Consider the following 22,248-nt stretch of genomic DNA (forward strand, 5'->3'; position numbering starts at 1 on the left):
ATGAAGCGGTTCCCCGTGGTCGACATCGAGGAGCTGCCCGAGGATCTGCGGGAGCGCATCATCGCGGTCGAGGAGAAGTCGGGATTCATTCCCAACGTCTTCGTCGGCATCGCCCAGCGACCCGATGAGATGCGCGCGTTCTTCGACTTCCACGACTCGCTGATGGACCGGGAGACACCGGGTCTGTCCAAGGCGGACCGCGAGATGATCGTGGTGGCGACCAGCGCCGAGAACGACTGTCTCTACTGCGTGGTCGCGCACGGAGCGATCGCCCGGATTCGCAGCAAGAACCCCTACATCTCCGATCAGCTCGCGACCGACTGGCGCAAGGCCGACCTCGACGAGCGGCAGCACGCCATCATCTCGGTCGCGGTGAAGCTTGCCTCCCGCCCGTCGGAGATCGTCGATGCCGACTTGGATCTGCTTCGGACACAAGGCCTTTCGGAGGATGACGTCTATGATGTGGGCGCCATCACGGCCTTCTTCTCGATGAGCAACCGGCTGGTGCACTGGAGCGGCCTGATGCCCAACAAGGAGTTCTACCTGATGGGTCGAGTGCCCCGCGAGAGCTAGTCGCTCGGTCAGGCCCTGTATGCCGCTCGCGTACGCTCGTCGGCCGGCAGGAACGTCTCCAGGTGCAGCCCTTCGAGTGCGGCATCGGTCGCCGTCGTCAGCCGTGCCACGGTGCTGAAGAAGCGCAACGGGCCGTCGTCCGATGACAGCTCGAGCACCACGACCGGCCCGCCGACAGGTGGCAGGGACTCGATGTCCACCAGCTGCGCGATCTCGTCCGCCAGTTCGACGTGGCGTGCATCGCGCGTCTGCGCCGCGCGATGACGCAGCTGCTGATGCAGGTGCGCGGCCCAGACGGGCAGGTTGCGGATCCGCGGCGCCATACCGTCCGGATGCACGCACAGCCGGATCACGTTGATCGGCGGCTCGAGCAACTCTGCCGAGCAGCCGGCCATCAGTCCGTCGACGGCAGCATTGGCATCGACCACGTCCCAGTGATCGTCGAGCAGCAGTGCCGGATACGGCAGATGCGCGTCCAGCAGGTCACGCAGCCCGTCCATGACACTCGACAACGACGCATCGTCGAGCGCACTGTCGGCATACCGCGGTGCGTAACCGCCGGCCAGCAGAATCCGATTGCGTTCTCGCAGAGGGATTTCCAGATGTTCGGCCAGGTGCAGGATCATCTGTGGCGTCGGTTGTGCCCGGCCCGTCTCCACCCGGCTCAGGTGTCGTGTCGACACGGTGGAGACGTCCGACAGGGCCTGCTGGCTGAGCGAACGGCTCTCCCGCCATTCGCGCAACATCTCTCCAACGGCTGCGCTCATGGTCGCAACCCTAAGCGAGCGGGGCACCGCCTCCATGACCTCCGAGGTCATGGCCGACCAGCACTCGCAGGTCGCATTCTCGTGTCGTTCACAAAAGCGCAGGCCGAGGAGAGAACGACATGAGCACCGCGGCACCCGGATACGTCATCGGCTACCTGGAGAACGTCGATGTCGGGCCGGAGATCATCGAATACATCGAACGTATCGAGGGAACCTTCGAGCCGTATCGCGGTCACTGGCTCGTGCACAACATGCCGCACGTCAACCATGAGGGGAATCTCCCGGGCAACATCATCGTCATCGGTTTCCCGTCCGTGACAGCAGCCCGCGAATGGTTCGCCTCCGAGCCGTACCAGCAGATCGCGCCGCTGCGGACCGAGCACGCCGAGTCGATCGTGCTCAGCGTCGAGGGCGTGCCCGAGGGCTACCGGGGCGCGGACACCACGGCGAAGATGCGAGCGAGCCTCGGGGCGGACTGAGCGTCGCCGGCCGCGGTGAGGATAGTGTGAGCTATATGCGACACAGTCGCATATAGCTCACACTCGTTCTCGCGAAAGGTGATCCACGTGTCCGACTACGACCTTCCGGACCTGCCCTACGACTACTCCGCCCTGGAGCCGCACATCTCCGGCGCGATCATGGAGTTGCACCACGACAAGCACCACGCGGCATACGTCAAGGGCGCCAATACCGCCCTCGACCAGCTCGCGGAAGCGCGTGACACCGACAAGCTCGGTCCGGTGAACCTGCTGGAGAAGAACCTCGCGTTCAACCTGGCCGGGCACGTCAACCACTCGGTGTTCTGGCCGAACATGAGCCCGGACGGCGGTGACAAGCCGGACGGCGAGCTCGGGCAGGCGATCGACGAATTCTTCGGATCCTTCGACGCGTTCCGCGCCCACTTCACCGCGAACGCCCTCGGCATACAGGGCTCCGGCTGGTCGATCCTCGCCTGGGACAGCCTGGGCGCCCGCCTGATCATCTGTCAGCTCTACGACCACCAGGGCAATCTGCCGGTGGGGCTCACCCCGCTACTGATGCTCGACATGTGGGAGCACGCGTTCTACCTGCAGTACCGCAACGTCAAGAACGAATACGTCGACGCATGGTGGAACATCGCCAACTGGGCGGACGTCGCGGACCGCTTCGCGCGTGCCCGCACGCAGACCGCGGGGCTGATCGTCCCGCAGGCCTGAGCTACGGAAGACTGCGCCGAGTGACGGCTCTCTCAGCGGGTGACGGTCGGTTCACGCCGTCACTCGCCGAAGAAGCCGTCACTCGCGGGGGTGATCCAGCTTGTCCAGGGCCGCCTTGAAGCGCGCGACGGTGCCGTCGACGTCGGACAGCTTGTCGAGACCGAACAGGCCGATCCGGAACGTCGAGAAGTCATCCGGCTCACCGCACTGCAGCGGGACGCCGGCCGCGACCTGCAGGCCGACCGGCTTGAACTTCGCACCGCTCTTCAGCTCGGGGTCGTCGGTGTGGACGACAACCACACTGGGAGAAGCGAATTCGTCGTCCGCGACGGAGTTGAAGCCCGCCTCGGCCAGCACCGCGCGCACCTTCGCCCCCAGGTCGACCTGCGCAGCGCGCAAGGTGTCCAGCCCGATCTCGCGGGCTTCGACCATCAGCGCCGCGTTGTGCGCGAGACCGTCGGTCGGCATCGTCGCGTGGTATGGCGTCTGGCCCTCGACATACGACTCGGTGATGAAGAGCCACTTCTTCAGATCCATGGCGAAGCTGGTGGACGTGCTCGCCTCGACAGCGGCACGTCCGGCTTCGTTCAGCATCACGTAACCGGCGCAGGGCGTGCCGCTCCAGCCCTTCTGCGGCGCGGTGACGAGCACGTCGACACCGAGATCGCCCATGTCCGCCCAGAGAGCACCGGATGCGACGCAGTCGAGCACGAAGAGGCCGCCCACTTCGTGCACCGCGGCCGAGACCGCCTGCACGTAGTCGTCCGGCAGGACGATGCCGGACGCCGTCTCCACGTGGGGCGCGAACACCAAGTCGGGGCGCTTGTCCCGGATCTCGGCGACGACCTCGTCGATCGGCGCGGGCTGCCAGGCCGCCTGATGCGCATCGCTGACCGGACGCGCGGGGCAGACGGTGGTCTCGTCGGTGATGTGACCCGCGTCGAAGATCTGCGACCAGCGGTAGGAGAACGCCCCGTTGCGTATGACGAGCGCCCGCTTCCCGGTCGCCAGCTGCCGGGCGACGGCCTCCATGCCGTAGGAACCACCACCGGGCACGATCGCGACGGTGTGCGCACTGTAGGTGCTGCGCAGGACGTCGATGATGTCCTGCATGACGCCTACGAAGCGCCTCGACATGTGGTTCAGGGAGCGATCGGTGAAGACCACCGAGTACTCCAGCAGGCCGTCCGGGTCGATGTCATCGTGTGGCAAGTTCACGATCGCACCGTGCCACATCCACCGCGGTCGGTGGTAGCGAGGTCCACCCTGCGGTTCACTCGGGCGTCGGCAACTCTCCGCCGTTGGTCCGCGAAGCCGCCTGCCTGGTGGCCAGCTCGGTCAGCCCCGCCGCCTCCGCGATGGATCGCCAGGTCATCCCGAGCTCGCGCGCCTCGACGATCAGGCGATCGCGCTCCGTGCGTGCCTTCTCCATCCGCCGGGCCGTCCGACGCAGCGCGTCAAGTTCGTTGCTCACGCCGCTTACCATACGTTCAATTAGGGGGATCGGACGGTTTCCCGGTCCATCCACACCGGCACTCCCTGCACATTCGATGTGCCGATGATTGCACGGGCGACGAAGCTGCCGCCCATGGTGGCGGCCGCATGATTCGCGGCCAGGAGATCGTGAGCGGTCCGTCCCGACTCCGCGAAGCTGACCGGACGCGACGGCTCGATCCTGTTCATCCGCGCTGCCACCATCCCGGCCCCGTGCCACACGAGTCCTGCGGCGATCGCGAAAAGCCCGAGGCCCACGGCGAGCTTCCTGAGCACGCGCAGCACGGATCGCAAATTGTTACTTCTGATGACGCCCCCCGATACCCTGACAACCTACTGTCACGTAAGTTGGTTGCTTACGTAAGTGACTGTAGATCCGCGGGTAGTGCTTGCATTGATTAATTGCAAGAGTTACTAGCGGGTTTCGTTACCCAGTGGTCATTTGTGCGCGACCGGAACCGGGCATCAATGCGAGCCACCGACCGGGACGGAACGATCTGCTGCGTTGCGTCGGGGCCGCGACCCCGAAACCACGCAGTGGTGGGCGACGTACCCCTGCGCCGGGGCGCTGACAGGTCAGCCGAGCACGCGCACGGTCGCGATCACGTCGTCGAGCATCGATTCGGTGAGCCGCCCGGTGAAGGTGTTCTGCTGGCTGACGTGGTAGCAGCCGACGAGTTCGACGGGGCCGCCCGGTGTGACCAGGGTGGCCCGAGCGCCGTGCCCGAATCTCGGCTTCGGCCGGGGCACCTCCCACCCGATCGCACGGGCGGTGGAAATCGTTGCGTCCCAACCGATCCCGCCGAGCACCAGGATGACGCGCAGCCTGTCGGCCGAGAGCTGGAGCTCACGCTCCAACCACGGCCGGCAGGTGGCCTTCTCGCCGGTGGTGGGCTTGTTGGCCGGTGGCGCGCAGTGCACGGGTGCCGTCATCCGTATGCCGTGCAGTTGCAGCCCGTCGCCCGCCGCCACCGACGAGGCCTGTGTCGCGAAGCCGCCGCGGTGCAGCGCCGCGAAGATCCAGTCGCCCGAGCGGTCCCCGGTGAACATGCGGCCGGTGCGGTTCGCGCCGTTGGCGGCCGGTGCGAGCCCGACGATCAGTCGTGTCGCCTCCGGATCCCCGAACGACGCGGCCGGCCGGCCCCAGTAGGGCTCCCCCACGAACGACCTGCGTCGACCGGTGGTCGCGACCTCCTCGCGCCACGCGACCAGGCGCGGGCAGGCTCGGCATACGGACACCAGGGCATCGAGTTCGGCGATCGACCCGGCAGAACGCGCCAGTCGGCGAACGCCGGCGGGGGTCCTGGCCACCGTGGTCTGCCCCGTGGCCGGGTCGCCCGGCCAACCGGTCCCGGGCTGCACCGGGGACTCGAAGGGCTCTCCGGTGACGGGATGCGGCTCGGGCATACGTCCTCTTGTACCGGGTGTCGGTGGTCCGTGCCAAGATTCGTCGGGTGTCGACGATCGTTTTCTTCCACGCCCATCCTGATGACGAGAGCTCGCAGACCGCCGGCTCCATGTCACGTGCGTCCGACGAGGGCCACCGGGTGGTCGTGGTCTACGCGACCGGAGGAGAGCACGGTGAGGTGCCCGACGATCTGGCTCCCGGCGAGTCGCTCGCGGACCGTCGCCGCGCCGAGGCCGAGGCGTCCGCCCGCATCACCGGCACCGCGCGGGTCGCCTGGCTGGGCTACCACGACTCGGGCATGACCGGCTGGGAGCAGAATTCCGACCCGAAGTCCTTCCACCAGGCGCCGCTCGATGAGGCTGCGGCCCGGCTGGCCGCGATCCTCGACGAGGAGGAGGCCGATGTGCTCGTCGGTTACGACTGGCACGGCAGCTACGGTCACCCCGATCACGTCAAGGTGCATGCGGTGACGTATGCCGCAGCGGCCCGTGCCGTCCGGGCACCGCGGGTGCTCGAGGAGACGATGAACCGCGACGTCATGCGCGCCCAGATGCAGGCGGCTCGCGACGCCGGCATGGGTGACTCCTTCGACCCGGACGGCCCGATGGACGATGGCAACCCGATGGGTATGCCGGAAGCCGAACTCCACTGGGCCGTCGACGTTTCCGAGCACATGGACCGTATCCGCGCGGCGATGCAGGCCCATCGCAGCCAGGTGTCCGACATCGGCATGTTCATGTCGATGCCACCGGAAGTCTTCACCGCGGCCTTCGGCACCGAGTACTTCATCGAGCGTGGCCGCCCGGCCGGCATGGTGCGCGGCTGGTTCCTGGACGCGTCACCCCGCTGAGCCGGTCAGGCCGCTTGTGCGCGCGAACCAGCAGCCGGGTCGAGTGCGCGACGAACGGCCCGTCCCGGCGGATGCGGGCGTCCAGGGCACGCAGCCGCTCGGCATACCGCTGCACGGTGAAGTCCGGCACCCACCAGACGCACTTGCGCAGGATGTAGACCACTGCTCCGATGTCGTGGAACTCCATCCGGCAACGGGCGGTTCGCAGCTCGTCCACGATCAGGCCCGCGGCCGTCGCACCGGCGCGGTCGTGCCGCGGGTGTCGCCCGTCGCGGATCTCGGCGGGCAGAGGCCCCAGGAACCACTCGATGAGTTCGAACGCGGACTCCGGACCGACGTGCTGGCCCAGGTAGCGGCCGCCGGGGCGCAACACCCGGGCGATCTCCGGCCATGGAGTGGTCACCGGGTGCCGGGATGAGACCAGCTCGAAGGAGCGGTCGGGCCACGGCAGCGGCTCGGTCTCACCCGCCGCCACGACATCGACTCCCCTGTGCCCCAACCGGTTTCGTGCCATCGTGACATTCAGCGGCCAGCCCTCGGTCGCCGCCATCATCGCCGGAAGGACCGGTGCGGAGTCCAGGACCTCTCCCCCGCCGGTCTGCAGGTCCAGCGCGCTGTCCACCTCGGCCAGCGCATCTGCGAGCAGCGCGGCATACCCCCAGCCCGGACGCTCCTCGGTGGCGCGCCCGTCGAGCCAGGAGAAGTCCCAACCGGACACATCGACGTTCTGGGCCTCGTCGATCAGTTCGTCATACGTCCGCATCCGTCCATGGTCCCGCCGGGGTCAACCACATTTCCCCCGCGGGTGACGGCTTCTTCGCCGACTGACGGCGCGATCTGACCGTCAGTCGGCGAAGAAGCCGTCACTCGGGATGGGGTTGTGGGCGTGTCACCACTGGGGCGGATCGGCCTTGCAGAGTGCCGGGTCGTCGGCCCGGAACGTGCGCACCCGCCCCGGCTCGGTGGTCGGGCCCTCGAAACGCACGGTGACCCGGCCCAGGCCGCTGCCCCAGACCCAGCCGGCGCCGTGCTCGGTGTGCGCGATGTCCTGCCCCGGCCACCAGGTCGGTGGCCCATCCGCGTATGCCGCCGGGCCCGGCGTTCGCCGGACATCGCCGGCGGGCGTCACGGGCACATCGGCTTCCGCGGCCGCTTCCTGCGACGCGGTCTCGTCGGACTCGGCGAAGAGCGACAGAGTCTCATGCGCCCCGTCGAGCTCGCCGAATCGGAGCTGCTCCTGCGCGTGCGCGCTCAGCCCGGAGACGCCAACACCCAACAACCGCAGGCCGTTCGAGACATCGACTCCGGCGAGGAGCCGCCGCGCGACATCGAGGATCACGCCGGCATCACCGGTCGGGTGCAGCAACGTCTCGGAGCGGGTCGAGGTGGCGAAGTCGTGCTGCCGGACCTTGATGGTCACCGTCCGCGCGAACGCCGCCGACTTCCCGAGGCGTGCCGCGGTACGACGAGCGAGGCTGACCAGTTCGGCATCCAACACGTCGCGGTCGACGACGTCGTGCTCGAAGGTCTCCTCCGCCGAGACGCTCTTGGCCTCACGTTCGACCACCACCTCACGGTCGTCGCGCGCACGCGCGAGTTCGTGCAGGCTGCCGCCGTGGGCCGACCCGAAGATGCTCACGAGGTCGGCGCGCTCCATGCGCTGCAGGTCGGCGACGGTCTCCACCCCGAACGACCGCAACCGTGCCTCGGTGGCCGGGCCGATACCGCTCACGACCCGCACCGACAGCGGCGCAAGCAGCTGCAACTCGCGTCCGGGCGGCACCACCACGAGCCCGGCCGGTTTCTCCAGCTCGGAACCGATCTTGGCCAGCATCTTGGAGCTCGCAATACCCGCCGATGCGGTCAATCCCCCTGTCGCATCACGGATCTCGGCAATCAGGCCTTCTGCTGCCGCTCGCACCCCGGCTGGACTCAGGTCGATGGCAGAACCTGCTGCGAGGTCGACATACGCCTCGTCGACGCTGACCTGCTCGACGACCGGCGACACCGCACGCAGCAGGTCCATGACGATGCGACTGGACGCGCGGTAGGCGTCGCCGCGTGGGTAGAGGAACGCCGTCCCCGACGGGCATCGGCGCCGGGCTTCTGCGGTCGGCATCGCGGACCGGGCGCCGAACCGCCGCGCTTCGTAGGACGCGGTCGCCACCACACCGCGCGCACCGACCCCGCCGACACACACCGGCTTACCGCGCAATGACGGCTTGTCGCGCTGCTCGACGGCTGCGAAGAATGCGTCGAGGTCCAGATGCATGATGCTGGCCGTGGAACGCACCCGATGATTGTCCCTGAGAGCACTGACAGCCCAACCGGCAGCACGACGGTCGTCCCCAAAGCACGCGAAACCACGTAGACCCCGCAACTCCCGGACGACCGTCGTCCCAAAAACACGCGCGGTCAGGAAAGCGTCAGGACCACCTTCACGTCGTCGTCCTGCGGCGCGAACGCGTCGGCGAACTTCTCCAGCGGCACCCGCCGGGTGACCAGCCGCTCCAGCCACTTCAGGTCCGCGGCGGCGAGCGCCTTCGCCGCTGCCTCATAGTGCCGCAGATTGGCATTCACCGAGCCGGCGATCGCGGCGTTGCCGAGCACTGCGGCCCGGTTGATGGTGCCGAGGTCCACCGTCTCCTCGTCGCCGGGATCCGAGATGCCGGTCAGGATGGTGATGGCGTAGGGCTTCGGGTTGGCGAGGGCCGCCTTGATGACCGGCGTGGCTCCGGTGCCCTCGATGATGACGTCGGGTTCGATCTTGTCGATCACCGTGTCGACGGGGTCGGTGTGGTAGGTCCCGCCGAGATCCTCGACCAGTTGCGGCTTCGGGCCACCCTTCACCCGGTCCAGGACGTGTACGTCCAGACCACGCGCCGCGCCGATCATCGCGGCCAGCAGGCCGATCGGTCCGGCGCCGGTGATCAGCACCGACTTCGGCTCGAACCACCCGCGGTCGCCGATCCGGTCGACCTGCTCCCACGCCTTGGCGACCACCGTGGTCGGCTCCATCAGCATGCCCACCGACTCCAGTGCGGGGTCGAGCTTCACCGCGTGCTCGGCCCGCACACGCCACTGCTGGGCCGCGAACCCGTGCAGCGACTTGATGCCGTGCTCGGTGTATTCGCCGTTGCGGCACATGTCCCATTCGCCGTGCGCACAGGCTCCGCAGGGCTCGGGGTCCGGCATCCGCACAACACCGACGATCAGGTCGCCGGCAGCGAAACCGCTGCCCTTCGGTGCTTCGCGCACCCTGCCGAGCGACTCGTGCCCCAGGATCAGTCGGTCCGAACCCTCCGGTGCCCAGCCGTAGTCCCCGTCCGCCAGCTCGTGGTCGGTGCCGCACACGCCGACGGCGAGGCCGTCGACCAGGACGTCACCGAGCGCCTCGTCCGGCTCGGGCATGTCCTCCACTGACAGGCTGCCGGATTTTCCAGGGATGACCGTGAGTGCTCGCATGGGCCCGAAGCTACCGGACGTCCCCGGAGAACTCGTGAACCCCGGGTCAACGCCGGGTGCCGTCAGCCGATTGTTCGATGCAGCAACAGCGGGAGTATGACGCGAGCGCCCGCCATACGCAGTCGCGCCGCCGCGATCGTGACGACCCACCCCGACGACGAGGCGTCGACCACGAGCAGCACCGACTGCCCGGCGAGGTCCGGGATCTCGCTGCGCTCCAACGCATCTCGCCAGAACGTCGCCTCGTCGACCGATGTCGCGTCGGCCGGTGGTGTGCCGTCGACAGCCCAGTGCTGCACGGGCAGGCGACCCGCGGAGCCGAGCGCGTCCGCGACACCGCCGACCAGCTGCGGGTGCCCGGCAGCGCTCAACGCGACGACCAGCTCCGGCCTGCTGCTCCACGTCCATTGCGCCAGCGTCCGCACACACGCGTCGAGCAGGTCGGCGGGCGGTGGTGCGTCGACACGCAACGCACCGGCAAGCAGGTCGCCCCACTCGGCGGCATCGGCGTGCACGATGACACGGCCCTCCTCCGCTGCCTCGGCCGCGGGGATCCGCCCGCGCCGGCCGAACGCTCCCCCGGGCCACATCTTCCGCGGCTCCAGGATCTGCTGCTGGGACCGCAGCAGCTGTCGCACCCCGGCCACAGTGTCGCCCGATGCCTCGGGACGCAGCGGCTCCGGCAAGCGGCCCAGGCACACGGAGCAGCGACCGCACGGCTCGGCCTCCGGGTCATCCAGGGACTGCTGCAGCAGCTGCATCAGGCACTGATCACCGCGGATGTAACTGCGCATGATGTCGGCCTCGCGGCGACGCACCGCCAGCACTCCGTCGTAGTGCGCCTGGTCGTAGCTCCATGCCGTGCCGGTCGCGCTCCACCCGTCGGCGGTGCGCTCGGTGATGCCGTCGACCGCGAGTTGCTTGAGCAACAGGTCGACCTTGGTGCGACGCAACCCGCTCTCGGCCTCGAGCTGCGGCACCGATACCGGCTGGCCGGCACCGTCGAGTGCGTCGAGCAATCGGCGGACCTGCGGCTCCTTCGGGATCGTCGCGGTCGCGAAATAGTCCCAGACGCCGTCATCCCCCGCGGACGGCAGCAACGCCACCAGCGCGTGGTCGATAGCACGGCCGGCACGGCCGACCTGCTGGTAGTAGGACACCGGCGACGGCGGCGCCCCGACGTGTATGACGAACCCCAGGTCCGGCTTGTCGTAGCCCATCCCGAGCGCGGAGGTGGCGACCAGGGCCTTGACCCGGTTGGCCCGCAGGTCCTCCTCCAGCGCCTCGCGCGAGTCGGAGTCCAGCTGCCCGGTGTAGGCGGCGACCGGGGCGTCCGCGCCATACCTGTTCCGGATGGCCTCGGTCAGCCGCTCGGCATCCGCGACGGTCAGGGTGTAGACGATGCCCGATCCGGGCAACTGCGGCAGGTGGTCGACCACCCACGCGAACCTCTGCAACGGGTCGAGCTGCGGAAGCACCGCCAGCTGCAGACTCGCCCGGGCCAGCGGGCCGCGCAGCACGACAGTGTCCTCACCGAACTGCGCCGCGATGTCCTCGACCACACGCGCGTTGGCGGTCGCCGTGGTCGCCAGGACCGGCGTCTGCGGGTTGAGCCGACGCAGCACGTCGGTGACCCGGCGGTAGTCGGGGCGGAAGTCGTGCCCCCAGTCCGACACCGAGTGCGCCTCGTCGACCACGACCAGCCCGAGTGCGCCGGTGAGCGACTGCATCACCCGCGCGCCGAAGGTCGGGTTGGCCAGCCGCTCGGGCGACACCAGCAGCACATCGATCGAGCCGGCCGCCAGCTCGCTCTCGATCTCCTGCCACTGACCGACATTGGAGCTGTTCAGCGTCGCCGCCCGCAGCCCGGCACGCTCGGCCGCAGCCACCTGATCGCGCATCAGCGACAGCAGCGGCGAGATGACCAGGGTCGGCCCACGACCGTGGGCGCGCAGCCACGACGTGGCGATCCAGTAGACCGCCGACTTGCCCCAGCCGGTCGCCTGCACCACCAGCACGCGGGAGCCGGGCCTCGTCAGCGCCTGCAGCGCCTCCAGCTGGCCATCACGTAGTCGCGCACCGTCGCCGGCGAGCACCGCCAGGGTCTGGTCGGCGATGGTCTCGATGGTCGGTGAAGTCACGCTCGTCATGGTGACAGTCTGTGTCCGGGGTCCGACAACCGCCGCTGGGCTCAGCTCATTTCGATACGGCCGCTCGTTCATTTCGATACGCCGGCTCGTTCCTCACCGGCTTCTCAATGCGGCGCCTCGCGGCCTACTCGATGCGCTGTTGTGCGGCGCGCTTGGCTGCCTTTCCTTCGAGACGCCGCTCGTCCCTCACGGCTCCTCACGACGACGCTCCTGCGCTTCCTTCTCGTCGAGCGCGTTCGCCTCTTCGAGGGTCGGCGCCGTGCCGCCGAGCCGCGCCGGCAGGTACTTCAGGTCATCGCCGGTCATCGGCTGATAGCTGTCCTGCACCGCGTGCAGCATGGTCTCCATCCGAGCCCGCAGCGCCGCGGTCTCGGCATCGACGTCCGCGTCCGGCGCGATGTCGATCGGCGCGCCCGCGTCCAGCCGGATCGGCACCTTGGGTCGCCGCATCTGCCGCGGCAGGCCCTTGGTCCACACCCGCTGCGAACCCCAGATGATCAGCGGTATGACGGGGACGCCGGCCTCTTGCGCCATACGGACCGCGCCGGACTTGAACTCACGCAACTCGAAGGACCGGGAGATGGTGGTCTCGGGGAAGACGCCGATGAGTTCGCCGGCCCGCAACGCATCGACCGCCGCCCGGTAGGCGCCCGCGCCGGCCGCACGGTCGACGGGGATGTGCTTCATGCCGCGCATCAGCGGGCCGGACACCTTGTGGTCGAAGACGTCCTTCTTGGCCATGAAGCGCACCAGCCGCCCGACGTCGCGCGCGGAATAGCCGGCGTAGGAGAAGTCGAAGTAACCGATGTGGTTCATCGCGATCACCGCCCCGCCGGTGCGTGGGATGTTCTCGGACCCGGTGCGTTCGAATTTCAGCCCCTGCACGGCGAATACGCCACGTGCGAAGTTGATGACGCCGGAGTAGATCGGTTCCATGCCCGAACCCTACCGACCGGTAAGCCATCTGTCCGAGTCGTGGAATGCCCGCCGGGTCGCGCGGCGTTGGACGATGGGTGACTGATGCCGCCATACCCCTGTCCGTGCTGGACCTCTCCCCCGTCGCCGCCGGCCGCACCGCCTCTGCCGCACTGCAAGAGACGATCGCCCTCGCGCAACACACCGAATCGCTTGGCTACGAACGGTATTGGGTCGCCGAACACCACAATCTGCCCAGCGTCGCGAGCTCGTCGCCGGTCGTGATGATCGCCACCGTCGCCGCTGCCACGAAGCGGATCCGGGTGGGCGCTGGTGGCATCATGCTGCCCAATCACGCGCCCCTGCAGGTGGCCGAGACGTTCCGGGTATTGGAGGCACTGCATCCCGGCCGCATCGATCTCGGGCTCGGCCGAGCCCCGGGCACCGACCAGCTCACCGCGTTCGCACTGCGCCGCAGCAAGGAGGCGCTGGCCGCCGACGACTTCCCGCAGCAGTATGCCGAGCTGCGCGCGTATGTCGACGGCTTCCCCGACGACCACCCGTTCGCACCGATCAGCGCACAGCCGACCGATGTCCCGTTGCCGCCGATCTGGATCCTCGGCTCCAGCCTGTATGGCGCACAGGCCGCCGGCCTGCTCGGCACCAACTTCGCGTTCGCGGGCCACTTCGGCAGCGTCGACCCGACCGACGCGTTCGACGCCTACCGCAACTCGTTCCAGCCCAATGGCCGCCCGGACGGGCTCACCGAGCCGCACAGCATGCTCGCCGTATCCGCGATCGCAGCCGAAAGCGCTTCGCGCGCCACCGAACTCGACCTCGCGGCCTCCCTGTCGACCGTGCGGCTCCGGCAGAACAACCCGGGCCCGCTGCCCACACCGGAGGAGGCGGCCGCCCACGAGTGGACCCCGCTCGAGCACGGCATCGTGGAGAAGCTGGGCCGGTTCGTGACGTCCGGGACCGGCGAGGAGGTCTACAAGGGCATCGTCGCGCGAGCGCAGGACTGTGGCGCGGACGAGCTGATGATCACCAGCAACATCCACGATCCGGCGGAGCGCCGGGCGTCATACACACTCATCATGGAGGCTGCTCGCGCGAGTGCCTGACCGGAAGTACGTTGGGAGCATGGATCTCGAACGCCCCGAAGCCCCCGACCCCTACTCCTTGCTGCCGCGGACCGCATCGCTCACGGTGACCAGTGAGACCTTCGCCGACGGAGACACTCTGCCGAACGAACAGGTCTACAACGACTGGGGATTCAGCGGCGGCAACGTGTCGCCGCAGCTGTCGTGGTCCGGCGCGCCGGAAGGCACGAAGGGTTACGTCGTCACCTGCTTCGACCCGGACGCCCCGACGCCGTCCGGCTTCTGGCACTGGCTGCTGCTCGGCGTCCCGGCCGACGTGACGTCCCTGCCGGCCGGCGCGGGCGCGGGCACCGGTCTTCCCGAGGGCGCATTCCACCTGCGCAACGACTTCGGTGACAAGGCGTATGACGGTGCCGCCCCGCCGGTCGGCGACCGCCCGCACCGTTACATGTTCGCGGTGCACGCGGTCGGTGACGACCTCGGGCTCGATGACTCGGCAAGCGCTGCAGTCGCGATGTTCACCACGGGCGGGAATCTCCTCGCCCGTGGCGTCATCACCGCGACATACCAGGCGAAATAGCCTGTCGGATCAGCGATTCGGCCGCTCGTCCGGGCCGTTGTCACGAGCGTGACGACCGAACAACCGGTTGACCTTGTCGCGGACCTGGAACCCGTCGGACTCGTCTGCGCCATCCTCGGCCGCCGGCAGGTCGTCGTCGGCACGCCGGTCGCCGGGGACCGCGTGTGAGCCGACGTCACCTTCGGGGCGAACGTCGCGCTCCTGGTCGTAGCCCGCCGCCGGTCGCGCGTCACCAACCGTGCCGTCGGGCCGGACGACGTGCTGCCGGCCGGAGGCTTCCGGACCGTCGGCCCCAGCGACGCCACCATCCGGGCGAGTCTCGCGCTGCTGGTCGTAGGCCGCCTGGTGGTGGCCACCGACCACGTCGCCCTCCGGGCGGACCTGGCGCTGCTGGTCGTAAGCACCCGACTGCTCGTAAGCACCTGTCTGGTCCGGGGCTGCCTGGTGGTGGCCGCCGACCACGTCGCCCTCCGGGCGGACCTGGCGCTGCTGGTCGTAAGCACCCGACTGCTCGTAAGCACCCGACTGGTCCGGGGCCACCTGCTGCTGCTCGGCAGCCGCATGGTGCCGGCCACCGACCGCACCGCCCTCCGGGCGAACGTCTCGCTGCCCGTCGTCCACCGCAGGTGCACCCGCGTCCTGCGCAGGGCGGTTCGCACGAACGTCCCGCTGTCGTGCTGCTTCCTCGACCGGCTGTCCCGTGTTCGGGTCGACGCGGCTCTCGCCCTCGCGGTCGCCACCGGAACCCGTGCCCTCGACCCGGTTGCCGTGCCGGTCGGTGGGAGTGTCGGGATCGAGCTGATCTGCCTTGCGCAGCGTCTCCGCGTGGTCGCGCTCAACGGCCTCCGCCGTCTTCTGCTCGTGCTGCGCCTCAGCCTCCAGCCGGTCTGCTTCCTGCTGCTTGGCCTCCGCTTCTGCTCGAGCCCGCTCCGCCTGCTCGGTCGCCGACTCGGCGCGGTGGCGGGACTCTACGACCGTCCCTTCGTTCTCTCTCGCCCGGCCGCGCAGTTCCTGCGCCTTGTCACGCCGGGCCGCGGTACGCCGCTTTCCCTGCCACGCCGCGATGAGAATCAGGATCAGAATCACCACGATGATCGCGATGATGATCCACCAGGTCTTGGTATCCATGACGTACCTTTCGGACGATCTGAAATGCCGCTGACCCTTCGAAACTACTGGTCATTCGGGTCCGACGGTACCGCTGGGGCCAGTGAGGCGTGTCGCCCAGAGCAGGCGGTGCTCGGCCTCAGCCAGCTGGTGCCCACCTCGGACAGCGAAGCACCGCAGTGAGGACAGGTTCCAGCAGCAGCCTTGACCTCCTCGGCGCACCCGCCACAGCGGAGCTGGAACCGCTGCTCGAGTTCGGGGCCGGCGGTATGCGCGCCGCCCCAGTCTGCCAACGCTTCCAGGACCGGCTTGGCCGCTTTCCCCGACGGAGTGAGGTGGTACTCGTACCTGGGGCGCGCAGTGCCCGAGTACTGCTCGCGCCTCACGAGACCATCGCGGACCATCTTCTCCAACCGGTCGGCCAGCGTCTTGTCGGTCGCCTCCGTGTTCTTCTTCAGTTCCTCGAACCGGTGCACGCCGTACATCAACTCGCGCAGGACCAGGACGGTCCACGGATCGCCGAGGAAGTCCATGCTTCGTGCGATAGGACAGGGCCTGTCCGACCAGGTCGAGCGAAGCGGCATGATGGCCCTCCCAAGGGGTCACTTCCTTGAAGGTAGTTACTCACCGTACTCTACGTCGTGTGACCAACATCATCGACCGACGAGCATCACGGCGCTCCGGTGTCGTCCTCATCGCCGCCCTCGGCGCGAGTGTCCTGGTCTCGCTGGACCTGTTCATCGTCAACCTCGCTCTGCCGCGCGTGGCAGAGGCGTTCCCATTGGCATCGGCCCCGGTCGTGTCGTGGGTACTCAACGGATACACGGTGGCATTCGCGGCGCTGTTGGCCCCGGCCGGCCGCGTCGCGGACCGGTACGGCCGCCGCACCGTCTTCCGCGCCGGCATGGTCCTGTTCGCCGCCGGGTCGGTCCTCACGACACTGGCCCCGGACATCTCGTGGCTCATCCTCGGCCGTGTCCTCCAGGGCGCGGGCGCGAGCGTCGTCGTGCCGACAAGTCTCGCGCTGCTGCTCGAGGCGTTCCCCGAGGGCGCGCACAAGCGGATGGTGTCTCTGTGGACGGCCACCGGATCGGTCGCAGCAGCCGTGGGCCCGGTACTCGGCGGGATGCTGGCCGACCTCGACTGGCGTCTCGTGTTCGCCATCATGGTGCCGCTCTCGGTCCTCACCCTCCTCGCCACTTTCGCGCTTCCCCCGTCGCCAGTGACCGGTGGGCGCGCCCCGGACTGGGCAGGTGCTCTCGCCCTGGTCGCTGCCGTGGCCGCGTTGATCATCCTCCTCACGTACTGGGCGGACTGGACCCCGGCAGATTCTCGGACCTGGCTCGCCGCATGCCTCGCCGTGCTCTCGTTCGGGGTCTTCATCAAACGCAGCCGACGGCACGCGTCGCCAGTCATCGATCTCTCCCTGTTCCGCGTGCTCCCGTTCGCCTCGGCGACAGTTGGTATGGCGGCGTTCTACACGGGCTTCTCCATGATGTTGCTGGGTTGTTCTCTGTGGGCGACGAACGTGTGGCACTGGGACTCCGCGACAACAGGGATCGCCTTCATCCTCGGACCGGGGCTGGCGGTCGTCTCAGCGCTGGCGGCTGGGCGGCGGAGCACCGGACCCGCGGTGCTTTCGGCCATCGGGGGCGCGCTCTTCGTAGTGGCCGGAGTGGTGTGGGCGCTGACCTTGACCGGCCCGAAGGCGTCGGCCGCGGGCTTCCTGATCGGCTTCGCCTTGACAGGAGTGGCAGCGGGGATCGCCCAGACCGGCTTCCTTTCCGGCGGAGCCGGTGCACTCCCCGCGGGCGACTACGCGGCCGGGACCGGCATGATCAACACCGCTCGTCAGATCGGAGCGGCGCTCGGGGTGGCCCTGCTGACCCTGTGTGTGGGTTCGGGGTATGACCCCGGCACCTACCGGCCCGTCTGGATCATCATCATCGCCGCCGGTGCCGTCTCCGCCATCACGATCCTGCCCGCATGGCTGCGAGTGGGACACAGCCCGAAAAGCGTGCGGTGTCCCCAGCTACGCTGACAGATCATCAGCGTGTCGCGTAGAAGGCGACCGCTGATGACGCTGCGACGTTCAGCGAATCCACGCCACCAGCCATCGGGATCGTAACCCGGACGTCCAACAGTCGTTCGCCGGCGGCCGTAAGTCCGACCCCCTCGGTGCCGAAAACCAGAGCGAGTCGCTGGTGGTCCTGGGCAACCAGTTCATCGAGCGCGATGCATCCCTCCCCCAGTGACATACCAGCGACCACGTAGCCGAGTTGCTGGAGCATTTCGATGCCGTCCGGCCAGGGTTCGATGCGTGTCCATGGCACTTGGAAGACGGTGCCCATCGAGACACGGATCGAGCGACGGTAGAGCGGATCAGCGCAACGCGGCGTCACGAACACGGCATCGACGCCGAGCGCCGCGGCCGATCGGAAGAACGCGCCGACGTTCGTGTGGTCCACCACGTCTTCCAAGATCGCGATCCTCGACCGCGCACTGACTCGACGCCCGTCCCCCAGCAGTTCGGTGTATGGCGGCAACACCGGCCGATGCATGGACGCGAGTGCGCCGCGATGCAGGTGGAAGCCGGTCATCTCCTCGATCACGTCATCCGCGCCGACGTACACCGGGACACCGGAGGCGTCGGCGTCCGTGACGACGTCGGCCAGATCGGTCAGCCAGCGACGTCCCATCAGGTAGGAGCGCGGCCGGTGCCCGGCTCCGAGCGCCCGGCGGATGACCTTCTCGCTCTCGGCGAGATAGAGGCCGTTCTCCGGCTCCAGCCGCCGTCGCAGCGCCACGTCGGTCAGCCGGAAGTAGTCGCGCACCCGTTCGTCGGCCGGGTCGGTGATCTCGATGACTGGCACGATGCCCAACTCTAGGAGGTCGGTCGTGCGGTCAGAACATCTGCGTCAGCGCCACCACACCGACGATCACGATGACGGTCCGCAGCAGCCATGGTGGCAGCCGGCGACCGACCTTCGCCCCGATGAGGCCGCCGATGAAGGCACCGATCGCGATGAGGAGCGCGACGGCCCAGCGCACGTTGTGGAACGACACGATGATGAAGGTGATCGCGGCGACCGCATTCACGATCAGGCTGAGGATGTTCTTGATGCCGTTGAGCCGCTGCAGCGGATCCGCGAGCATCGCACTCATCAGGCCCATGAGCAGCACACCCTGTGCCGCACCGAAATAGCCGCCGTAGACACCGGCCGCGAAAATGCCCGCCAGCAACGCGATCCGGCGCGGCCGCGACATCTCCTGGCCGGAGTCGGGGTGCCGGGCTGCGGCACGCTTCTGCAGCCATGGTCCGATGACGACGAGCACGATGCCGATGATGATGAGCGTCGGCACGATGGCCTTGAACGCCGACGGTGGCAGCCAGATCAGCAGCAGCGCGCCGGTGATGCCGCCGAGCAGTGACATCGGCATGAACTGCTTGAGCCGCTCGCGGGCCTGCGAGACCTCGGCGCGATAGCCCCACGACCCGGAGATGCCACCGGCGACCAGGCCCACGGAGTTGGAGATGTTCGCCGGCACTGCCGGATAGCCGAAGGCGAGCAGGGTCGGGAACGTGATCAGGGTGCCGGATCCGACGATGGTGTTGATGCAACCGGCCGCGACGCCGGCAAGGGTGATCAGCAGGATCTCGGTCAGGGACATGATCCGAACAAATTACGGCAGCAGGCTCAGCCGGCGGCGTGCCGTCCACGTGGCGGTTGGACAGCTCGTGCCGCCCATCGATCACCGACGCGTTCGAGTGTCAGGCTCAGCCCGAAGGTCGCGCTGAGGTTCTCGGCGGTCAGCGTCGACTCGAGCGGACCGGCGGCGACGACCTTGCCGTCGCGGAGCAGCAGCACATCGGTGAAACCGGCCGGGATCTCCTCGACGTGGTGGGTCACCAGAACCTGCGCCGGCGCCTCGATGTCCTGCGCGATCTCACCGAGGCGAGTCACGAGATCCTCACGCCCGCCAAGGTCCAGCCCGGCTGCCGGCTCATCGAGCAGCATCAGCTCCGGGTCGGTCATCAGAGCGCGCGCGATCTGCACCCGCTTGCGCTCCCCCTCGCTGAGGGTTCCGTAGCGCCGCTCGGACAGGTGGCCCGCTCCGAGCGCATCGAGCAGCTCCTTCGCGCGGCCGTGATCGAGCTCGTCATACAGCTCGCGCCATCGGCCGACCATCCCGTATGCCGCCGTCACGACCACGTCGCCGACACGCTCGCCGTTCGGGATGCGTTCGGCAATCGTGGCTGATGCCAAGCCGATTCGCGGTCGCAGCTCGAAAACGTCGACGGTGCCGAGGACCTCGGACAGGACTCCCGCCACACCCGCGGACGGGTGCATCCGGGCGGCGGCGATCTGCAGCAACGTGGTCTTCCCGGCGCCGTTGGGGCCGAGCACGACCCAGCGTTCGCCCTCCTCGACCTCCCAGTCGACGCCGTCCAGTAGGCGCTTGTGGCCGCGGACCACGCTCACTCCGGCAAGTGCCAGCACATCGGACATGTGAGGCACCTTACGGCGTGGGCATACCCGCCACGGCGACCGGTCAGCAGTTGGTCTTGTGCGTGCGTCATACGCTGGTGCGGCCATGTCCGATCTGCCTGCCGCCGTCCGCCTCAGCCTGTGGGTCACCGCTGCCTGGGCAGGACATCTCGATCTCGAGGAGGCGCTGCGCCGGGCCTTGCCGGACGCCGACCACGTCACGGGCGATGTGCAGCACCTCGCCACCTGGCAGGACTTCGGGGAGCGGGTCCTGGCGTGCGCGCTGCCGCGGGCCGGCGACATCTCGGGTATGCCGCGAGGCAATCCCGAACTCACCGCTGCCGCGACCGAATCCGGTGAGTGCGTCTACGTCCCGGCCATCGGCGGCGCGCTCGTCCCGTCGGTCGAGATCTTCGGCCCCGAGGGCGACGAGGGTATGGCGGTCCGGCTGACCGCCTTCGACTGCGCGCCCACCCCGGCCCACCGGCTGGAGGAGTTGCACGAGTCGCAGATCGAGCGCGAGTTGCGGACCCGGCTCGCGCACGCGACGACCACCCTGGAGGCGCTGGACATCCAGCCGTTCGCCGGATCGAACCTGCGCGCACAGGCCGACGAGGTCGCCACCCTGCGCGAATGGGGCCTGCCCTCGGGACTTCCCGGACGGGCCATTCGCGTCCTGCAGACGGCCGGAACCGTCGGTGCCGCGGTCGACTTCGCGCTCGGGCACTCCCCCGCCATCGACGTCGGAGCGGATGTCGGCCGGCAGCGCGCCCTGCGCGAACTCCAGTCGTTCACCGATCAGGCGATGGCGCAGGCCACCACCGCCGCCGCGCTGCACCTGGCCGGCATGCGGGCCTGACGCGGGTCGAGTAGCGGTGAGGTACGAGCCGCGTATCGAGACCTGTCAGCTTGGTCTCGATACGCTCCTGCGTCGCTACTCGACCCGCACGGTCTCGTAGACCTCCTGGGTGCGCCGGGCGATCGTCTCCCAGCCGAACTCCCGCACGGCCCGTTCCCTGCCGGCGTCACCGCGCCGGCGCGCCTCGGCAGCGTCGCTCACCGAAAGCTTCAGCGTCCGCGCCAGGTCCGCCACGAAGCGGTCCGGGTCCTTCGGGGTACCGGTGCCGTCGGCGACCTGGTCGATCGGGACGAGCCAGCCGGTGTCACCGTCGGCCACCACCTCGGGGATGCCACCGGTCGCGGTGCCCACCACCGGACAGCCGCACGCCATGGCCTCGAGATTGACGATGCCGAGGGGTTCATAGACCGACGGACAGACGAAAACGGTTGCGGCGGAAAGCAATGCGATGACCTCGGCACGCGGCAGCATGTCCGGGATCCACACGACGCCGTCCCGCGTCTGGCGCAGCCCGGCGACCAGGTCCTCGACCTCGCGCAGGATCTCCGGGGTGTCGGGTGCCCCTGCACAGAGCACGAGCTGGACGTCCTTCGGCAACTCGGCGACCGCGCGCAGCAGATAGGGCAGCCCCTTCTGCCGGGTGATGCGCCCGACGAACGCCACGCTCGGCCGCTCCGGATCCACGCCGTGCCTGCGGACCGTCGCCGTCGCCTCATCGCTGGTGTCGCGGCGCCACAGGTCCGAGTCGATGCCGTTGTGGACGACATGCACCTTCGCGGGGTCGAGGGTCGGGTAGCTGGCCAGCACGTCCTTGCGCATCCCGTGGCTCACCGCGATCACGGCAGCGGCTGCGTCATACGCCGTGCGCTCGATGTATGAGGAGACCCGGTATCCGCCGCCGAGTTGCTCGGCCTTCCACGGCCGCATCGGTTCGAGGCTGTGTGCGGTCACGACGTGCGGGACGCCGTGCAGCAACGACGCGACGTGTCCGGCGAAGTTGGCGTACCACGTGTGTGAGTGCACCACGTCCGCCCCGGCGCAGTCGTCCGCCATCAGCAGGTCGACACCCATGGTCCGCAGCGCGGCGTTCGCACCGCCGAGGTCGGGCAGGTCGGCATAGCCGGTGGTGTCCGTCTCAGCCACCGGACTTCCGAAGGCCCGAACCTGGACGGTGTCACCGAGTCCGCGCAAGGCGCGCACCAGCTCGGCAACATGCACGCCCGCGCCGCCGTAGATGTTGGGCGGATATTCCTTGGTCAGCAGATCCACTCTCACAACCCCTGACGCTAGT

The 22,248-nt window shown here is 68.7% G+C and carries 24 protein-coding genes; 8 read left to right on the plus strand and 16 right to left on the minus strand.

What is annotated here, in order from left to right:
* Positions 1-573 (plus strand): peroxidase-related enzyme, encoded by a 573-nt coding sequence (locus VG502_RS05800; protein WP_325549076.1) that lies wholly within the window; start codon positions 1-3, stop codon positions 571-573.
* A gap of 8 nt (positions 574-581) precedes the next feature.
* Here VG502_RS05800 and VG502_RS05805 read toward each other — a convergent pair whose 3' ends face one another.
* A complete protein-coding gene (locus VG502_RS05805) occupies positions 582-1,340 on the minus strand; it encodes a helix-turn-helix domain-containing protein (protein ID WP_325549077.1) in 759 nt (252 codons plus the stop codon).
* Between the two features lie 119 nt (positions 1,341-1,459).
* Between VG502_RS05805 and VG502_RS05810 the strand changes: the two genes are divergently transcribed.
* Both VG502_RS05810 and VG502_RS05815 read left to right on the plus strand, forming a co-directional pair.
* Entirely contained in the window at positions 1,460-1,819 is a 360-nt protein-coding gene (locus tag VG502_RS05810; protein ID WP_325549078.1) for a DUF1330 domain-containing protein, read from the plus strand.
* 87 nt (positions 1,820-1,906) lie between these two features.
* The gene (locus tag VG502_RS05815; RefSeq protein WP_325549079.1) at positions 1,907-2,536 is read left to right on the plus strand and encodes a superoxide dismutase; all 630 of its coding nucleotides are present in this window, start codon (positions 1,907-1,909) and stop codon (positions 2,534-2,536) included.
* 78 nt (positions 2,537-2,614) lie between these two features.
* On the opposite strand, the gene VG502_RS05820 is transcribed toward VG502_RS05815, so the two are convergent.
* The 4 genes from VG502_RS05820 to VG502_RS05835 all read right to left on the minus strand — a co-directional run bounded on the left by VG502_RS05820 (position 2,615) and on the right by VG502_RS05835 (position 5,437).
* Positions 2,615-3,754, minus strand: a complete 1,140-nt coding sequence (locus tag VG502_RS05820) for a pyridoxal-phosphate-dependent aminotransferase family protein (protein ID WP_325549080.1) — start codon at positions 3,752-3,754, stop codon at positions 2,615-2,617.
* Positions 3,755-3,809: 55 nt separating this feature from the next.
* A complete protein-coding gene (locus VG502_RS05825) occupies positions 3,810-4,010 on the minus strand; it encodes a hypothetical protein (protein ID WP_325549081.1) in 201 nt (66 codons plus the stop codon).
* A gap of 20 nt (positions 4,011-4,030) precedes the next feature.
* Positions 4,031-4,315 (minus strand): hypothetical protein, encoded by a 285-nt coding sequence (locus VG502_RS05830; RefSeq protein WP_325549082.1) that lies wholly within the window; start codon positions 4,313-4,315, stop codon positions 4,031-4,033.
* Between the two features lie 291 nt (positions 4,316-4,606).
* Entirely contained in the window at positions 4,607-5,437 is an 831-nt protein-coding gene (locus tag VG502_RS05835; RefSeq protein ID WP_325549083.1) for a uracil-DNA glycosylase, read from the minus strand.
* 47 nt (positions 5,438-5,484) lie between these two features.
* Between VG502_RS05835 and VG502_RS05840 the strand changes: the two genes are divergently transcribed.
* Positions 5,485-6,288, plus strand: a complete 804-nt coding sequence (locus VG502_RS05840) for a PIG-L deacetylase family protein (RefSeq protein WP_325549084.1) — start codon at positions 5,485-5,487, stop codon at positions 6,286-6,288.
* Here the strand turns inward: VG502_RS05840 and VG502_RS05845 are convergent.
* The 5 genes from VG502_RS05845 to VG502_RS05865 form a co-directional block, all read right to left on the minus strand.
* Positions 6,224-7,051, minus strand: coding sequence for a methyltransferase domain-containing protein (locus VG502_RS05845; RefSeq protein WP_325549085.1), 828 nt, complete (start codon positions 7,049-7,051; stop codon positions 6,224-6,226). The genes VG502_RS05840 and VG502_RS05845 overlap by 65 nt on opposite strands.
* Positions 7,052-7,177: 126 nt before the next feature.
* Complete coding sequence (locus VG502_RS05850; protein ID WP_325549086.1) at positions 7,178-8,581, minus strand: DNA polymerase IV; 1,404 nt, start codon at positions 8,579-8,581, stop codon at positions 7,178-7,180.
* A gap of 122 nt (positions 8,582-8,703) precedes the next feature.
* A complete protein-coding gene (locus VG502_RS05855) occupies positions 8,704-9,753 on the minus strand; it encodes a glucose 1-dehydrogenase (protein WP_325549087.1) in 1,050 nt (349 codons plus the stop codon).
* Positions 9,754-9,815: 62 nt separating this feature from the next.
* The gene (locus tag VG502_RS05860) at positions 9,816-11,903 is read right to left on the minus strand and encodes a RecQ family ATP-dependent DNA helicase (protein WP_325549088.1); all 2,088 of its coding nucleotides are present in this window, start codon (positions 11,901-11,903) and stop codon (positions 9,816-9,818) included.
* 186 nt (positions 11,904-12,089) lie between these two features.
* Positions 12,090-12,839, minus strand: coding sequence for a lysophospholipid acyltransferase family protein (locus VG502_RS05865; RefSeq protein WP_325549089.1), 750 nt, complete (start codon positions 12,837-12,839; stop codon positions 12,090-12,092).
* Positions 12,840-12,916: 77 nt separating this feature from the next.
* Here VG502_RS05865 and VG502_RS05870 point away from each other — a divergent pair, with 77 nt between their 5' ends.
* A complete protein-coding gene (locus VG502_RS05870; RefSeq protein WP_325549090.1) occupies positions 12,917-13,942 on the plus strand; it encodes an LLM class flavin-dependent oxidoreductase in 1,026 nt (341 codons plus the stop codon).
* A gap of 19 nt (positions 13,943-13,961) precedes the next feature.
* Positions 13,962-14,501 carry a YbhB/YbcL family Raf kinase inhibitor-like protein gene (locus tag VG502_RS05875; RefSeq protein WP_325549091.1) on the plus strand — a complete coding sequence of 180 codons (540 nt, stop codon included), beginning with the start codon at positions 13,962-13,964 and terminating at the stop codon, positions 14,499-14,501.
* Between the two features lie 9 nt (positions 14,502-14,510).
* On the opposite strand, the gene VG502_RS05880 is transcribed toward VG502_RS05875, so the two are convergent.
* Together VG502_RS05880 and VG502_RS05885 are read right to left on the minus strand one after the other, a co-directional pair.
* Positions 14,511-15,629, minus strand: a complete 1,119-nt coding sequence (locus tag VG502_RS05880; protein WP_325549092.1) for a hypothetical protein — start codon at positions 15,627-15,629, stop codon at positions 14,511-14,513.
* 44 nt (positions 15,630-15,673) lie between these two features.
* Positions 15,674-16,141, minus strand: coding sequence for a winged helix-turn-helix transcriptional regulator (locus tag VG502_RS05885; protein ID WP_325549093.1), 468 nt, complete (start codon positions 16,139-16,141; stop codon positions 15,674-15,676).
* 110 nt (positions 16,142-16,251) lie between these two features.
* On the opposite strand from VG502_RS05885, the gene VG502_RS05890 reads away from it, so the two are divergent.
* Positions 16,252-17,649 carry an MFS transporter gene (locus tag VG502_RS05890; protein WP_325549094.1) on the plus strand — a complete coding sequence of 466 codons (1,398 nt, stop codon included), beginning with the start codon at positions 16,252-16,254 and terminating at the stop codon, positions 17,647-17,649.
* Between the two features lie 7 nt (positions 17,650-17,656).
* Here the strand turns inward: VG502_RS05890 and VG502_RS05895 are convergent, their stop codons facing one another.
* Genes VG502_RS05895 through VG502_RS05905 form a run of 3 tightly spaced genes read right to left on the minus strand, consistent with a single transcriptional unit; the run spans position 17,657 to position 20,119 of the window.
* On the minus strand, positions 17,657-18,481 hold the full coding sequence (locus tag VG502_RS05895; RefSeq protein WP_325549095.1) for a TrmH family RNA methyltransferase: 825 nt from the start codon (positions 18,479-18,481) through the stop codon (positions 17,657-17,659).
* A 31-nt stretch (positions 18,482-18,512) separates the two neighbouring features.
* On the minus strand, positions 18,513-19,280 hold the full coding sequence (locus tag VG502_RS05900) for a sulfite exporter TauE/SafE family protein (protein WP_325549096.1): 768 nt from the start codon (positions 19,278-19,280) through the stop codon (positions 18,513-18,515).
* 26 nt (positions 19,281-19,306) lie between these two features.
* On the minus strand, positions 19,307-20,119 hold the full coding sequence (locus VG502_RS05905) for an ABC transporter ATP-binding protein (RefSeq protein WP_325549097.1): 813 nt from the start codon (positions 20,117-20,119) through the stop codon (positions 19,307-19,309).
* 85 nt (positions 20,120-20,204) lie between these two features.
* On the opposite strand from VG502_RS05905, the gene VG502_RS05910 reads away from it, so the two are divergent.
* Entirely contained in the window at positions 20,205-20,957 is a 753-nt protein-coding gene (locus VG502_RS05910) for a hypothetical protein (RefSeq protein WP_325549098.1), read from the plus strand.
* Positions 20,958-21,032: 75 nt separating this feature from the next.
* Here VG502_RS05910 and glgA read toward each other — a convergent pair whose 3' ends face one another.
* Positions 21,033-22,232 carry a glycogen synthase gene (gene glgA / locus VG502_RS05915; RefSeq protein WP_325549099.1) on the minus strand — a complete coding sequence of 400 codons (1,200 nt, stop codon included), beginning with the start codon at positions 22,230-22,232 and terminating at the stop codon, positions 21,033-21,035.
* Positions 22,233-22,248 lie beyond the last annotated feature (16 nt).

This window comes from Flexivirga sp. (assembly GCF_035551235.1).
GTDB lineage: Bacteria > Actinomycetota > Actinomycetes > Actinomycetales > Dermatophilaceae > Flexivirga.